12 protein-coding genes and 1 pseudogene are annotated in these 15,139 nt (G+C 73.3%); 7 read left to right on the plus strand and 6 right to left on the minus strand.

The window, feature by feature from the left end; all coding sequences use genetic code 11:
- Positions 1–584, plus strand: a pseudogene (locus ACWD10_RS30580) (hypothetical protein); the annotation flags it as partial.
- A gap of 648 nt (positions 585–1,232) precedes the next feature.
- Here the strand turns inward: ACWD10_RS30580 and ACWD10_RS30585 are convergent.
- Together ACWD10_RS30585 and ACWD10_RS30590 are read right to left on the minus strand one after the other, a co-directional pair.
- Positions 1,233–1,640, minus strand: coding sequence for a CoA-binding protein (locus ACWD10_RS30585; RefSeq protein WP_451096770.1), 408 nt, complete (start codon positions 1,638–1,640; stop codon positions 1,233–1,235).
- A gap of 99 nt (positions 1,641–1,739) precedes the next feature.
- Positions 1,740–2,756, minus strand: coding sequence for a rod shape-determining protein (locus ACWD10_RS30590; RefSeq protein WP_451096772.1), 1,017 nt, complete (start codon positions 2,754–2,756; stop codon positions 1,740–1,742).
- 165 nt (positions 2,757–2,921) lie between these two features.
- Here ACWD10_RS30590 and ACWD10_RS30595 point away from each other — a divergent pair, with 165 nt between their 5' ends.
- The 4 genes from ACWD10_RS30595 (at position 2,922) to ACWD10_RS30610 (ending at position 8,973) form a co-directional block, all read left to right on the plus strand.
- On the plus strand, positions 2,922–3,362 hold the full coding sequence (locus ACWD10_RS30595; RefSeq protein ID WP_451096774.1) for a hypothetical protein: 441 nt from the start codon (positions 2,922–2,924) through the stop codon (positions 3,360–3,362).
- Between the two features lie 180 nt (positions 3,363–3,542).
- On the plus strand, positions 3,543–4,169 hold the full coding sequence (locus ACWD10_RS30600) for a YigZ family protein (RefSeq protein ID WP_451096776.1): 627 nt from the start codon (positions 3,543–3,545) through the stop codon (positions 4,167–4,169).
- 95 nt (positions 4,170–4,264) lie between these two features.
- Positions 4,265–5,431, plus strand: a complete 1,167-nt coding sequence (locus tag ACWD10_RS30605) for an exonuclease SbcCD subunit D (protein ID WP_451096778.1) — start codon at positions 4,265–4,267, stop codon at positions 5,429–5,431.
- Entirely contained in the window at positions 5,428–8,973 is a 3,546-nt protein-coding gene (locus ACWD10_RS30610; protein WP_451096780.1) for an AAA family ATPase, read from the plus strand. The genes ACWD10_RS30605 and ACWD10_RS30610 overlap by 4 nt, the downstream gene beginning before the upstream one ends.
- On the opposite strand, the gene ACWD10_RS30615 is transcribed toward ACWD10_RS30610, so the two are convergent.
- A complete protein-coding gene (locus ACWD10_RS30615) occupies positions 8,934–9,380 on the minus strand; it encodes an Lrp/AsnC family transcriptional regulator (protein WP_451096782.1) in 447 nt (148 codons plus the stop codon). The two genes, ACWD10_RS30610 and ACWD10_RS30615, sit on opposite strands and share 40 nt — an antisense overlap.
- A gap of 93 nt (positions 9,381–9,473) precedes the next feature.
- Between ACWD10_RS30615 and ACWD10_RS30620 the strand changes: the two genes are divergently transcribed.
- Entirely contained in the window at positions 9,474–9,968 is a 495-nt protein-coding gene (locus ACWD10_RS30620) for a rhodanese-like domain-containing protein (RefSeq protein WP_451096784.1), read from the plus strand.
- Between the two features lie 86 nt (positions 9,969–10,054).
- Here ACWD10_RS30620 and ACWD10_RS30625 read toward each other — a convergent pair whose 3' ends face one another.
- Positions 10,055–11,749, minus strand: coding sequence for a DUF885 domain-containing protein (locus ACWD10_RS30625; RefSeq protein WP_451096786.1), 1,695 nt, complete (start codon positions 11,747–11,749; stop codon positions 10,055–10,057).
- Between the two features lie 84 nt (positions 11,750–11,833).
- Entirely contained in the window at positions 11,834–12,373 is a 540-nt protein-coding gene (locus ACWD10_RS30630; RefSeq protein ID WP_451096788.1) for an Lrp/AsnC family transcriptional regulator, read from the minus strand.
- Between the two features lie 60 nt (positions 12,374–12,433).
- On the opposite strand from ACWD10_RS30630, the gene ACWD10_RS30635 reads away from it, so the two are divergent.
- On the plus strand, positions 12,434–13,678 hold the full coding sequence (locus ACWD10_RS30635) for a trans-sulfuration enzyme family protein (RefSeq protein WP_451096790.1): 1,245 nt from the start codon (positions 12,434–12,436) through the stop codon (positions 13,676–13,678).
- Between the two features lie 6 nt (positions 13,679–13,684).
- On the opposite strand, the gene ACWD10_RS30640 is transcribed toward ACWD10_RS30635, so the two are convergent.
- Positions 13,685–15,133 carry a GNAT family N-acetyltransferase gene (locus tag ACWD10_RS30640; protein WP_451096792.1) on the minus strand — a complete coding sequence of 483 codons (1,449 nt, stop codon included), beginning with the start codon at positions 15,131–15,133 and terminating at the stop codon, positions 13,685–13,687.
- Between the last annotated feature and the right edge of the window lie 6 nt (positions 15,134–15,139).

Here is a 15,139-nt window from a genome sequence, read left to right on the forward strand (position 1 = left end):
ACATCCCGCCAAGCCTGCGCACCCTGCGCATCCGGCGTCACCTGCGCATCCGGCTAAGCCTGCGCATCCGGCGCACCCGGCGTCGCCCGCACATCCCGCCAAGCCTGCGCACCCTGCGCATCCGGCGTCACCTGCGCATCCGGCTAAGCCTGCGCATCCGGCGCACCCGGCGTCGCCCGCACATCCCGCTAAGCCTGCGCATCCGGCGTCGCCCGCGCATCCGGCTAAGCCTGCGCATCCGGCGTCACCTGCGCATCCGGCCAAGCCTGCGCATCCGGCGCATCCGGCGTCACCTGCGCATCCGGCTAAGCCTGCGCATCCGGCGCACCCGGCATCGCCCGCACATCCCGCCAAGCCGGCGCATCCCGCGCACCCGGCGTCACCTGCACATCCCGCCAAACCTGCGCATCCCGCGCACCCGGCCTCGCCCGCACATCCCGCCAAACCTGCGCATCCCGCGCACCCGGCCTCGCCCGCACATCCCGCCAAACCTGCGCATCCCGCGCACCCGGCGTCGCCCGTACACCCCGCCAAGCCTGCACACCACCACGACAAGCAAGACCATTGAGCAGTGTGCATCGTGAAGTTGCTGGTCACGGGTCTCGTTGTGCGTGGGTGTCGGTGTGCTCGGGCTGGGCATGGGCGCATGACTTCGGTGTAGATCATCGGTCAGTGGGCGACTTCGCGGTTCGTCAAGACCCAGGACCAGCAGTTACCTGACCAGTACGGTCGCCCACTCCGGGTCGGTACGGAGCTTGCCGAGCACGCGCCAGTTCTTCAGGTACGCGAGGCCGTGCTCGACCGGCGCCCGGACCGCGGCGGCCAGCGCCGTGTTGGACCGTTCCTGACTACGGGTGAGCGGGCGGCGGTTCCGGGCGGCCCTTGCAGGGGCGTAGTTGTTGGGATCCGCTGGCGCGAACGGCTAGTAGTGGCATTGCGCGATGTCGACCTGAGCATCGAGGTCGCATTCCGTCTCGCGGAAGCTCCCCATGAGGGAACGTTCCAGGTTCACACAGGGGCGAGGGAGGCTCTGCGAGCGGTCGCCGCCGTACAGTCGGATCTTGCGAGGCGGAGACTGGAATAGGACGTGCCGTGTCGGCTCCGGCTTCGGCTCATGAACGTTGCTCACAAAGGCCGGCACGGCGTTCGTCTCGCGTTACCGCTTTCCGCTCGTCGCCATCGTGGAGAACATGACCGAGCCCGGGCCTGAGCGGCTGATGCCCGAGTGCGAGCTAACGCAGTGCATTGAATTCAATCGCCGGGCAGCGGTCCATCACCATCTCGAGCCCGGCCTCCCGGGTGCGGGTGTAGGCCGCCTCGTCGATCACGCCCAGCTGGAACCAGACCGCCTTGGCGCCGACGGCCACCGCCTCGTCGGCGATCGGGCCCGCGAGGGAGCTGTTCACGAAGACATCGACGACGTCGATGGGGAACGGTACGTCCGCGAGCGTGGCGTACCCCTGCTCGCCGTGGACCGTCTCGGCCTTCGGGTGGACGGGGACGACCCGCTTCCCGTGCCGCTGGAGCACCTCGGCGACGCCGTACGCGGCCCGCGCCCGGTTGTTGGAGAGGCCCGCGACCGCCCAGGTGTCACCGAGCTCCATGAGAATCCTGCGGATGGTGGCGTCGTCGCCGTACATGCCGTTCCTCCAGTGGTCGCTCGTCGGCCGAGGGCCCGCGGTCCGAGCAACTGCGCGGAGGCGGCGAGAATTCCCGACACCGGAGGCAGGGGGCACGCGCTAGTCCTGACTGACCGCCCACGCGCCCACCACGCCCACGTCGCCGGGCTCGGGCGGGACGTGCACCGCGATCTCGACGCGGTCCCTCACATGGTCGGCGAGGCCGTGCAGTTGGGCGCCTTCGCCGCACAGCACGAGGCCGCGGTCGTAGACGTCGTCGAGCAGCTTCGGAGGGCTGTCGGAGAGTAGTCCGAGGATGAGGCTCGAGATGCTGGCGTACACGCGGCCGGGCACCTCGACCAGGTCGGTGGCCGGGACCTCGCGGTCGGCGGGCAGTCCGTGCTGCATGTCCTGGCCCCGCAGGCAAATAGTGGCGCTGGCGGCCGCCGCGGGGCCCATGCGCAGTTTGGCGCGTTCCGCTTCCGCGGTGCAGATGATGAGGCCGTGCTCACGCTTCAGCAAGCGGATCAGGGCGGCGTCGATGTCCGCGCCGCCGACGGCGGCGGTGCGGGTGGCGACCAGACCGCCGAAGCACAGCAGGGACGCGGAGGTGCGCTCCGCCCCCACGTCCACGACCAGCGCACCGGCCGGTAGGTCCTGCGGTATGCCCGAACCCGCGGCCGAGGCAACGGACTTGGGAACCATACGGACGTGGCGCAGGCCCGCGAGGTCGCAGACGTCGAGCAGCGCCTGCAGCTGTACTTCACCGGCGTCGTCGGGCACGCACACCGTCGCGCCGGGGAGCCGCCGGGGGGTGCGGCGGGCCGTCCTGCGGCCGGTGGTTCCGCCGCCCTGTGCATCGGTCAGGGCCCATTGCAGCAGGTGGCTCGCCAGCGCCGGGTCGGCGACGGTGCGGTGGTGGACCGGCCGGACGAGGCGCAGGTTCTCGGTGCGGAGGCCCTGCAGGGAGAGGGCGCGGGCGCCGCGTGCCTGTATTCGGCCGTCAGGGCCGATGGCGGCGATGGTGGGGCTGCGCAGCACCTGCTCCGCGCCCCGTGTGCGTATCCGCATCGTGGCGCTGCCCAGATCGATGGCGAATCCCTGACCGGTGCTGTGCTTGTGGACTCTGCTGCGCATGTGGCCTCCGCTCTCTGGTTCCGGATCGTCCCGGCGACTGCGGCGCTGTTTCGACGCTGGCACACGCGGCAGGCGGCAGCGAGCGAGGTTGCGCCGAAGGGGGCCGAGGGCCGGACCCTGCTGCGTTCAGGTGCAGCGCGCACCCGCCGCGCTTAACCTCGGGTCATGAGCCCGACGCCCGCGCGCTTCACCGTCATCCTGAAGCCCCAGCTCACCGACACCGAGGGCCATGTCGACCACGGCGGCGCCCTGCGCTCGGCCACGGTCGAGTTCACCGGCCGCCGTGGGGCCAGCGGCTTCCCGCGGTACTCCGGGGAGGGCATGGTGGCGGACATCGATCCGGCCACGCGGACCGTGGAGGCCGTGACGGTCGACGGGTACGAGCTGCCGTACGGCTGGGTGGCCGAGGCGGCCGAGGTGGTCGAGGCGGCCGACGGGGACGAGTCGGAACAGGCAGGTCAGGCGGATCAGGCGGAGGAAGCCGACCAGGCGGATCAGGCGGATCGGGCGGATCGGGCGGAGGAAGCTGACCAGGCCGGGGAAGCGGGCCAGGCAGACCGAGCCGATCAAGCCGATCAAGCCGACCGAGCCGACCGAGCGGACTAGGACGCCGAGGCCGACAAGGCCCACACGGCGGACGCGGAGCCTAGGCCCCCGGCGCCTGGCCCTCGGGCCTCGGCCTATGCCTCCGCCCCTGACCTTGGCCCCTGACCTCAGCCACCCGGCCCCCAGCCCCGTCCCCCGTCCCCCGGCAGGAGCCCGCCCCCCGCCCCGTACCCTGGCCGGATGCAGGACGAGTACCGCACAGTGGCCCGCGAGGGCGTGCACGAGACCGAGGTCGGCCGCTCACGTTTTCTGTGCGCACTCGCACCCGCGGGCACCGAGGCCGAGGCGCAGGAGTTCGTCGCGCGGATCCGTAAGGAGCACCCGACGGCGAACCACAACTGCTGGGCGTATGTCATCGGGGCCGACGCCTCGGTGCAGAAGGCCAGCGACGACGGTGAGCCCGGCGGTACCGCTGGGGTGCCGATGCTGCAGATGCTCACGCGCCGTGAGATGCGGTACGTCGTCGCCGTCGTGACCCGCTACTTCGGCGGGGTCAAGCTCGGCGCGGGCGGGCTGATCCGGGCGTACGGCGGTGCGGTCGGTGAGGCCCTGGACGCGCTCGGCACGGTCACCCGGCGCCGCTTCCGCCTCGCCACGGTGACGGTCGACCACCAGCGTGCGGGGAAGGTGCAGAACGATCTGCGGGCCACCGGGCGTGCGGTGCGCGACGTGCGGTACGGCGAGGACGTGACCATCGAGATCGGGCTGCCCGACGCGGATGTGGACGCCTTTCAGGCGTGGCTCGCGGACGCTACGGCCGGTACGGCGCGGCTCGAGCTCGGTGGAGAGGCGTACGGGGAGGTGTGAGGGGGGCTTTCTCCTGGATCGCGCTGATCGCGCTGATCGCGCTTGTCCACAAACGCCGGACGGGCTGTCTGTGGCCCGCGCTACGCTCAGGGATCATGAGGTTCCTCCATACGTCGGACTGGCATCTGGGCCGGTCGTTCCACCGCGTGGGTCTGCTCGACGCGCAGGCCGCGTTCGTCGACCACCTGGTCGAGACCGCCCGGGCCGAGCGGGTCGACGCGGTGCTCGTCGCGGGCGACGTGTACGACCGGGCGGTGCCGCCGCTCGCCGCCGTGGAGCTGTTCGACGAGGCGCTGCACCGGCTCGCCGACCTCGGAGCGCCCGCCGTGCTGATCTCCGGGAACCACGACTCCGCGCGGCGGCTCGGCGTCGGCGCCGGGCTCATGGGCCGGGCCGGGATCCATCTGCGCACCGCGGCCGCGGAGTGCGGCACGCCCGTGGTGCTCAGCGACGAGCACGGCGACGTGGCGTGCTACGGGCTGCCCTACCTCGAACCCGCCCTCGTGAAGGACGAGTTCGGGGTTGCCAAGGCCGGGCACGAGGCGGTGCTCGGGGCCGCCATGGACCGGGTACGCGCCGACCTGGCCGCCCGCCCCGCGGGCACCCGCTCCGTCGTGCTCGCGCATGCCTTCGTCACCGGCGGCGAGCCCAGCGACAGCGAACGGGACATCACGGTCGGCGGCGTCGAGTCCGTGCCCGCGGGGATCTTCGCCGGGGTCGACTACGTCGCGCTCGGGCACCTGCACGGCTGCCAGACCCTCTCCGAGCGGGTCCGCTACTCCGGCTCCCCGCTCGCGTACTCCTTCTCCGAGGAACACCGCCGTAAGAGCATGTGGCTCGTCGACCTCGGCCCCGGCGGGGAGCTCGCCGCCGAGCGGATCGACTGCCCGGTGCCGCGGCCGCTCGCCCGGATCGAGGGAACCCTGGAGGAACTGCTCGCCGACCCGGCCCTTGAACGGCACACCGGGTCCTGGGTGGAGGCCACGCTCACCGACGCGGTACGGCCCGCCGAGCCCATGGCCCGGCTCGCCGAACGCTTCCCGCACGCCGTCAGCCTCGTCTTCGCGCCGCGCCGCGAGGAGGGCGATCCGCTCGCCTCGTACGCCCAGCGCCTCAAGGGCCGCGACGACCGGGAGATCGCCGAGGACTTCGTCGCGCATGTACGGGGCAGCGGGCCCGACGCGCGTGAACGGGCCGTGCTGCGCGACGCGTTCGACGAGGTGCGGGCCGATGAGACTCTGAGCGAGGTGGGCGGCCGGTGAGGCTGCACCGGATGCGCCTGGCGGCCTTCGGGCCCTTCGGCGCGGCTCAGGAGGTCGACTTCGACGCTCTCAACGAGGCGGGCCTGTTCCTGCTGCACGGTCCGACCGGTGCGGGCAAGACCTCCGTGCTCGACGCGGTCTGCTACGCCCTGTACGGCTCGGTGCCCGGTGCCCGGCAGCATCAGGCGAACCAGGCGCAGGCGCTGCGCAGCGACCACGCGGCGCCCACCGTCCGTACCGAGGTGAGTCTCGAACTGTCCGTCGCCGGACGCCGGTTGGAGATCACCCGGCAGCCGCCCTGGGTCCGCCCTAAGAAGCGCGGCACCGGCTTCACGACGGAGAAGGCGCAGACCTGGCTGCGCGAGTACGACGCGGTGGCCGGGGCCTGGAAGGACCTCAGCCGCTCCCACCAGGAGGTCGGCGAGGAGATCGGGCAGCTCCTCGGGATGAGCAAGGAGCAGTTCTGCCAGGTCGTCCTCTTGCCGCAGGGCGAGTTCGCGCGTTTCCTGCGGGCCGACGCCGAGGCGCGCGGCAAGCTGCTCGGGCGGCTCTTCGACACCCGCCGGTTCGCCGCCGTCGAGGCCGCGCTGGCCGAGCGGCGCCGGGGCACCGAGGCCCGGGTGCGGGCGGCCGACGACCGGCTCCTCGCCGTCGCCCACCGCGTCCAGCAAGCCGCCGGGGACGCGGCCGAACTCCCGCTGCCTGAGCCGGCCCCCGGCGAGCCGGGTCTGGCGGAGGCGCTGCTCGGCTGGGCCGCGGTCGCCCGGTCCGGGGCGCGCGAACGCCTCGACGTGGCCCGGGCGTTGGTGGTCGCCGCGGAGTCCGGGCGGGCCGCGGCGCAGGTCGCGTTCGACGACGTACGGGAAACGGAGCGGCTCCAGCGCAGGCACCACGAGGCCCGACAGCGGGCCGCCCGCCTGGAGGAGACCGCCGAGGCGTACCGCGCGGCCGTGGCCCGCCTCGAGCGGGGCCGCAAGGCCGAGACCGTCGCCCCGGCGCTCGCGCTGCACGCCGCGGCGGAGACCGAGCACCGCACGGCCGTGGCCGAGGAGCAGCGGGCGCTGCGGCTGCTGCCCGAGGAGTACGCCGACGCCGGGGCGCAGGGCCTGACCGCCGCCGCCCGCCGGGCGACCGAAGAACTGGGCGCCCTGGAGGCAGCCCGCCGCGCCGAGCAGCGCATCACCGAACTCACCGCGGAACGCGCCCGGTTGGACGCGGAGGAGCGCGCGGACGAAGAGGCCCTGCAGGAGGCCACGGCCTGGCTCGACGGCTGGGAGGAACGCAGGGACGCGCTGCGGGAGCAGATCGAGCGGGCCCAAGAGGCGGCCACCCTCGCGGAACAGCTGGCCGGACGCCTTGACCAGGCCCGCGCCCGCTCTCACGCCGCCCGCGAACGCGACCACCTCACCGCCCGCGCCGCCCAGGCGCACCAAGATGCCCTCACGGCTCGCGAACACGCCGCCGCAGCACACGAGCACTGGCTCGCCCTCAAGGAGCAGCGCCTGCGCGGCATCGCCGCCGAGCTCGCCGCGGGGCTCACCCCGGGCGAGCCCTGCGCCGTCTGCGGCGGCACCGACCACCCCGCACCCGCCCGCCCCGCCGAGGGCCACGTGGGCCGCCGCGAGGAAGAGTCGGCCCTCGCCGCCCACCGCGCCGCCCAGGACCGCAGCACCGCGGCCGACACCGCACTCGCCGACGTACGCGCGACGCTGGCGGCGGCCGAGGCGACGGCGGGGGAGGCGTCCACGGCCGAACTGGCCGAGGAAGAGGCGGACTTGGCCCGTCGGCACACCGCCGCACGGGACCGCGCAGCTGCCCTGCACGCCGCCCGCGAAACCCTCGCCCGAGCCGAGTCCGAACACGACCGCCGCGCGACAGCCCGCCAGGAAGCCGCCACCCGCGCCGCCTCCCGCGACTCCCTGCGCGAGGCCCTGACCCGCGAAGAGGCCGCGCTGCAGGGGGAGTTGGCGCGGGCGGGGATTCGCGTGGAGAGCGAGAACGAGAGCGAGAGCGAGGCCGCGAGTGAGGCCGAGGGCGAGGGGGCCGGGACGGCTCTTGGGGCCGCGGCCGGGTCCGCGAATGTGCCCGGGGCTGCTGCTGCGGGTGCGTCCGGGGGTACGGGCGAACGGGATGGGTCCGCGGGTGGGGGTGCGTGGGTCGAGGGTGGTTATGGCGGCGGGGCCGCGGCCGGGTCCGTGAACCTGCCCGGGACTGCTGCTTCGGGTGCGTCCGGGGGTACATCCGAACGGGATGGGTCCGCGAGTGGGGACGCGTGGGCTGAGGGTGGCAGCGGCAGCGGGACCGGGGCCGGTGGTGGCCGGGATGGGTTGCGCGGCGGTTCCGGAAGCGCTCGTACGTATGGCTCGTTCGGGCCTGCGGGTGAGGGTGTGTGGGCCGAGGGCGGTTACGGCGGTGGGGGTCGGCGGGCCGGGGCCGGGGCCGGTGGCGGTCGGGACGCGGCGCGCGGTGCCTCTGGCAGCGCCCTTGCGTCCGGTGCAGGCGGACCCGGCCGCGTAGCCGCTCGCGCCGCCCAGTTGGAGCGCCAAGTGCGGCTGCTGACCGAGGCCGCTGATGCCGTACGGGCCGCTGAGGAGGCTGCTCGGAGGCTCAAGGACGCCGATGCGCGGCTTGCGGATGCGGCGTACCGGGCCGGGTTCGCGACGCCGCGGGCGGCGGCCGAGGCGGCGCTCGATGATGCCGCGCATCGCCAGTTGCAGCACCGGATCGATGTGCGGCAGCAGGAGGAGGCCGAGGTGCGTGCGGTGTTCGCCGAGCCCGGTACGGCGGCCGCGGCGCAACTGCCGCCCGCCGATGCGGCCGCGGCCCGTGCGGCGGTCGAGGCGGCGGAGCTGCGGCTGCGGGCCGCCGTCAGTGCTCGCTCCGACGCCGAGCGGCGCTGTGCCGAGCTCGACCGGCTCGCCCGGCAGGCGGCGATTGAGGCGCGTGAGCTCGGGCCGCTGCGTGCCGAGCACGAGCGCGTGGCGCGGATGGCGGGCCTGGCCGCGGGTACCTCGGCGGAGAACGAGCGCCGGATGCGCCTTGAGTCGTACGTTCTGGCCGCTCGGCTCGAGCAGGTCGCGGCGGCCGCGACGGTGCGCCTGCAGCGCATGTCCGCGGGGCGCTACACCCTCGTGCACTCCGACGACCGCACGGGACGCGGCCGTTCGGGGCTCGGTCTGCACGTCGTGGACGCCTGGACCGGCAGCGAGCGGGACACGGCCACGCTCTCCGGCGGCGAGACGTTCTTCGCCTCGCTCGCGCTGGCGCTCGGGCTCGCCGACGTCGTCTCGGACGAGGCCGGTGGGGTGCGGCTCGACACGCTCTTCATCGACGAGGGCTTCGGGAGCCTCGATGACCAGACCCTGGACGAGGTTCTTGACGTTCTTGACTCGTTGCGTGAGCGGGACCGGAGCGTCGGCATCGTCAGCCATGTCGCCGACCTGAGGCGTCGGGTCCATGCCCAGCTGGAGGTCGTCAAGGGGCGCGGTGGCTCCGTGGTACGTCAGCGGGACAGGGGGCGGCGCGGGAGCGGGGAGGAGTAGACGATGCTCGTCGTCACCGCGCCCAGCGCGCCGATCTTGCCGGAGACTTCCTCCAGGTGCCGCATGGAGCGTGCCGCCACCTTGATCACAAAGCAGTCGTCGCCGGTGACGTGGTGCGCCTCCAGGACTTCCGGAGTGGTGTCGAGCAGGTCGTGGAACGGCTTGTAGTTGCCGTTCGGGTAGCGGAGGCGGACGAACGCCAGGATCGGCAGGCCGAGCCGTTCGGGGGCGACCACGGCGGAGTACCCCGCGATCACTCCGGCCTCCTCCAGGCGGCGCACCCGCTCGGTGACCGCGCTCGGAGACATGGAGACGGCGCGGGCCAGCTCGGCGAAGCTGGCGCGGCCCTCGCGCTGTAGGACGTCCAGGATCCGCCAGTCGGTGCTGTCCGGGGAATATTCGGTCATCTGCGAGGAGTAGCAGGGGAATCCCCGGCAGATCAAGGGTGGTGCCGGGGATCGTCTCTTCACCGTAATGATCGCGGGCCATAGGTTTTGGCCATGACGACCAACGTGACCAACGTGACCAACGTGACCAACGCCGTGCTGCGCGTTCCGCCCGCCTCGCCCGCCGCTGCCGCCGCCTACTTCGGCGCCTCCCTGGCCTTCCACGCGGACGTTTCCGACGTCGCCGCCGCCCTGCACGGCGAGGGCGACCCCGGATTCGCCGTGCTCGACTCGCGCTCCACCGAATCCTGGGACCAGGGCCATGTGCCCGGTGCCGTACACCTGCCCACGGCCCTCATCCCGGAGCAGGCCGAGCAGCTGCTCGACAAGGCGGTGCCGGTGGTCACGTACTGCTGGGGCCCCGGCTGCAACGGCGCGACCCGCGCCGCCCTGGCCCTGGCCCAACTCGGCTTCCAGGTCAAGGAGATGCTCGGCGGCTTCGAGTACTGGGTGCGGGAGGGTTTCGCGTACGAGACCTGGGCGGGGCCCGCGCGCAAGGACGCCGACCCGCTCACCGCGCCGGTCGAGGGCGGCGACTGCGGCTGCTGACCCGCCCCACGTGCCCCGTTGCCGCGCGCCGCCGCACGAGGGGACGGCGCGCGCGGCACGACCACGGACCACGGACCCGTACGCACTCAGAGCCGGGACAGTTCGTCCACCAGGTCGTCCAGACCGAGCGAGCCGAGCGAAAGCGCCGCCATGTGCCAGGACTTGGCGTCGAAGGCGTCGCCGTGCGCCTCGCGGGCGTTCTCGCGGCCGAGCAGCCAGGCGCGCTCGCCCAGCTTGTAGCCGATGGCCTGGCCCGGCATCGACAGATAGCGGGTCAGCTCGCTCTCCACGAAGTCCGCCGGACGGCCGCTGTGCCGCCCGAAGAACTCCTGGCCCAGCTCCGGCGTCCAGCGCTCGCCCGGGTGGAACGGCGAGTCCGCCGGGATCTCCAGGCCCAGGTGCATGCCGATGTCCACGATCACGCGGACCGCGCGCATCATCTGCGCGTCGAGATAGCCTAGGCGCCGCTCCGCGTCCGTCAGGAAGCCCAGCTCGTCCATCAGCCGCTCCGCGTACAGGGCCCAGCCCTCGGCGTTGGCGCTGACGATGCCGATCGACGCCTGGTAGCGGGAGAGGTTCTCGCGCACGTGCACCCACTGCGCGAGCTGTAGATGGTGCCCCGGCACGCCCTCGTGGTACCAGGTGGAGACCAGGTCGTACACCGGGAAGCGGGTCTCGCCCATCGTCGGCAGCCAGGTGCAGCCGGGCCGCGAGAAATCCTCCGACGGCGGCGTGTAGTACGGGGCCGCGGCGCCGCCCGGCGGGGCGATCCGGGACTCCACCCGCCGTACCCGCTCGGCCAGTTCGAAGTGCGTGCCGTCGAGCGCGTCCATCGCCTCGTCCATCACGCCCTGCAGCCAGTCCCGGACCTCGTCCACGCCCTCGATGTGCGTGCCGTGCTCGTCCAGGTGCTTGAGCGCCTCCCACGGAGTGGTCGCGCCGGGCAGCACCTTGGCGGCCTCAGCGCGCATCTCGCCCAGGATGCGGTGGTATTCGGACCAGCCGTACGCGTAGGCCTCGTCCAGATCCAGATCGGTGCCGTTGAAGTAGCGGGACCAGCGGGCGTACCGCTCCCGGCCGACCGTGTCGGGCGCGCCCTGCACGGCGGGCTCGTACACGTCCCGCATCCAGTCGCGCAGTTCGGCCACCGCGCGCGTGGCGGCGGCGCCCGCGGCGTCGAGCTCGTCCCGCAGCGCCTCCGGGCCCGGGGCGGTGAACTCCTCGAACCAGCCCTTGCCGCCGTCCCGTCCGGCCCACTCGGTGAGCTGCCCGATGAACGTCGCGGTCGCACGCGGCCCGGCGTACAACTTCCGCTCGAGACCGCGCGTCAGGCACTCGCGGTACCCGGCGAGCGCCTCCGGCACCGCGCGCAGCCGCTCCGCGACGGCCGCCCAGTCCTCCTCGGTCTCCGTCGGCGTGACCGTGAAGACGCCGCGCACCGAGTGCACCGGCGAACTCAGATTGCCGACGGCCCGCAGGTCCTCCTCGGCCTCGTACACCGCGAGTTCGGCGGTGAGCCGCTCGCGCAGCAGCCGGGCACAGCGCCGCTCCACATCGCTGTCCCCGCCGGGCGCCCGCTCGGCCTCGGCGAGCCGGTCCAGCGTCCCGCGAGCGAGCTCGGCGAGGGCCCGGCCGCCCGCTGGGGAGAGGTCGGGCAACTTGGCCGCGCTCTCTTTGACGCCGAGGTACGTGCCGGTGATGGGGTCGAGGGCGATGAGATCGTCGACGTAGGCGTCGGCGACCTGTCGGGGCAACGGTGTGCGCGTGGTGGTGTCGGACATGCGGACATCCTGTACGGAGTTGCCTGTTCGAGGCTAGGGGGGTCTGCCCGGAGGAGTCCGAAACGGGTGCGTCAAAACGGTGCGTCAGTCGTCGCGGCCGTCGGCCGCGTCCCCGAGCGCGGCCCCGGACAGCGGCGGGAGCTGCGGACCGGCTCCCGGGGGCAGCAGGGGCCCGCAGTCCCACTGCTGGAAGATCAGCCGGGTCTCGACCCGGGCCACCTCGCGGCGCGCGGTGAACTCGTCGAGTACGAGGCGTTGCAGATCAGCGGCGTCGGCGACCGCGACGTGCACCAGATAGTCGTCGGGCCCGGTGAGGTGGAACACCGTGAGCGACTCCGGCAGCGCCCTGATCCGCTCCACGAACGGCCCGACCAGCTCCCTGCGGTGTGGCCTGACCTGCACCGAAAGCAGCGCCTGGAGGCCGCGCCCGAGCTTGGCCGGGTCGACGCGGAGCTGGTGGCCGAGGATCACCCCGGAGCGGCGCAGCCGGGCGACGCGGTCGAGGCAGGTGGAAGCAGCCACGCCGACCTGGGCCGCGAGGTCGCGGTAGGTGGTCCGGGCGTCGTTCTGGAGGAGCCGCAGAATCTCGAGGTCCACCGGATCGAGTACGACAGATTCGGCCATGCGGCGAACGTAACACGGACGTTTCCCTTTCGATCCCGGTGCACGTTCAGCCTGCTAGGCATGGACTTCGACGCTTTCGACGGCGCCGCGGCCGATCGCCGCGCTGCCAAGCACCCACGGAATCCGGCCACCGCTACCGCGGTGCGCGGGCTTGCCACCGAGGCCGTACACGCCGGCCGCGAGGACCTCGCGGCGCTCGGCCTGCACGCCCCGCCGCTCGACCTGTCCACCACCTACCCCTCGTACGACAGCCGCGAAGAGGCCGCCCGTATCGACGCCTTCGCCACCACGGGTGAGGTCGATGACGGCCCGCCCGTGTACGCGCGGCTCGGCAACCCCACCGTCGGCCGGTTCGAGACCGCGCTCGCCCGGCTGGAGGGCACCGAGAGCGCGGTCGCCTTCGCCAGCGGCATGGCGGCCCTGACGGCGGTGCTGCTCGTACGCGCCTCGATGGGGCTGCGGCATGTGGTGGCGGTGCGCCCGTTGTACGGCTGTAGCGACCATCTGCTCACCGCCGGGCTGCTCGGCACCGAGGTCACCTGGGTCGGGCCGGACGGCATCGCGGACGCCGTCCGGCCCGACACGGGCCTCGTCATGGTCGAGTCACCCGCCAATCCGACCCTGGCCGAGCTGGACCTGGCCGCGATCGCGCACGCCTGCGGCGAGGTGCCGCTGCTCGCCGACAACACCTTCGCCACGCCGGTTCTCCAGCGCCCGGCCGAGAGCGGGGCCCGGATGGTGCTGCACAGTGCGACCAAGTACCTCGGCGGGCACGGCGACGTACTCGGCGGCATCGTGGCCTGCGACGAGGAGTTCGCCCGCGCGCTGCGCCAGGTGCGCTTCGCCACCGGCGGCGTGCTGCACCCGCTCGCCGGTTATCTGCTCCTGCGCGGCCTGTCCACGCTGCCGATACGGGTACGGGCGGCCTCCGCGACCGCCGCGGAGCTGGCCGGGCGCCTCGCGGCGGATCCGCGGGTGACTCGGGTGCACTACCCGAAGCTCGGCGGCGCCATGGTCGCCTTCGAGGTCGCGGGCGACCCGCACGAGGTGATCGCCGGGGTACGCCTGATCACCCCGGCGGTCAGTCTCGGCAGTGTCGATACGTTGATCCAGCACCCGGCGTCCATCAGCCACCGCATCGTCGAGGCGGGGGACCGCAGGTCGGCGGGGGTGAGCGACCGGCTCCTGCGGATGTCGGTCGGACTGGAGGACGTGGACGACCTGTGGGGCGACCTCGACCGGGCGTTGTCGGCGGCTACGGCGGGGGCGGACGCCCAGGAGCGGCGGGGCTCCGGGGTGCGGTGACCGTTTTTAGGCGTCGTGCGGACGGCCCGACGGCCTGACGGCGGCGGCGTCGGCCGGGACCGGCGCCGCCGCAAGCCGTGCCGTGATCACCAGCGTGCCCTCCTCGATCTGGTAGTCCAGCGGAAGCCCGAGGCCGCGCATCGCCGCGACCATGCCGGTGTTGGCCGACTGCGTCACCGCGTACACGCTCTCGCAGCCCGCCTCGACCGCCAACGCGACCAGGCGGCCGAGGAGTTCGGTGCCGATGCCGCGCTGCTGCCAGTCGTCCTCGACGAGCAGGGCGACCTCGGTCTCGTCGCCGTCCCAGAGCAGATGGCCGAGCGCGACGATCCGGCCGGAGGCGCTCTCGGCCGCGAGTGTCCGGCCGAACCGGGGGCTGAGCAGGTGGTTCAGATAGCGGTCCGCGTCGCCGACGGGACCGTGGTACCGCAGGCCCAGGGTCCGCTTCGAGCAGCGCTCGTGCATCGCCTTGGCGGCCGCCACGTCGCGGGGGTCGGCACGGCGCACCGTGATGTCGGGCCCCTCGGCCAGCGTCAGGACGTCCCGGCCGCGCGGCACCCGCGGGCCGAGCCGGGCGTCGAGCTCGACCAGGGCGCGGGCCCGGGCGAACTCGGTGGGCGTGAACGGCAGATACGGCCGCTCCACCGCGATCACCCCGCCCGACGGGTCACGCAGCCGCATTGTCGTACCTTCCAGGACTCCCTCGACCGGGGCGTCGGAGGCACTACCGGCCTTCCGGCCGCCGCCGACGGGCGAGACGGCGGGCAGCGACCTGATGGTGCAGCGGCCCAGCAACTGGCGCAGGGCGAGCGGGAGTTCGGCGGCGTCCAGGGCGGTACGGGTGGCGAGCGAGAGCACCCGGGTGGGGGCGTCGACCAGGTCGTGGGCGTCGGCCCGCTCGATCCAGGTGCCCGAGCCGCCCGCCCCGGCGACGGCCCGGCTCAGCTCCGCGGTGGCGCGGTCGGCCGGGGCCCGCAGCAGGAACTCGTCGACCGTGCCGGTGGCGAGCGGGTGGGTCTGGAGGCTCAGGATGTCGACCCGCAGGTCCGCCAGGACCCTGCACAGGGCGGCCAGCGACCCCGGCTCGTCGCGCACGGTGGTCCGCATCCGCCACAGCGTGGTCGCGGTCGTGGCCGTGGATGTCTCTGTCGCCTCTGTCGCCTCTGTTGCCTCAGTGGTTTCCGGCGCCTCCGCCGTCGTGGGCGGGGTGCCGGTATCGCCGCTCGGCGGTGCGTGGCTGTGGCGCCGTGCCCACCAGGTGTGCAGGCCCACCGTGACGAGCAGGACCACGGCCGAGACGGTCAGGGCGGTCGGTCCGTCCGGTCCGCGTACGACCATCTTGGCGACGGTGTCCGCGACCACCACCGCCGTGAACATCGCGGCGAGCTCGACGAGGTCGCGGCGCCAGTGGTGGTGGGTACGGCGGGCACGCTTGGCAGTTGTCACATCTGTCATGACTGC

This window comes from Streptomyces sp. NPDC002851, from assembly GCF_053591935.1.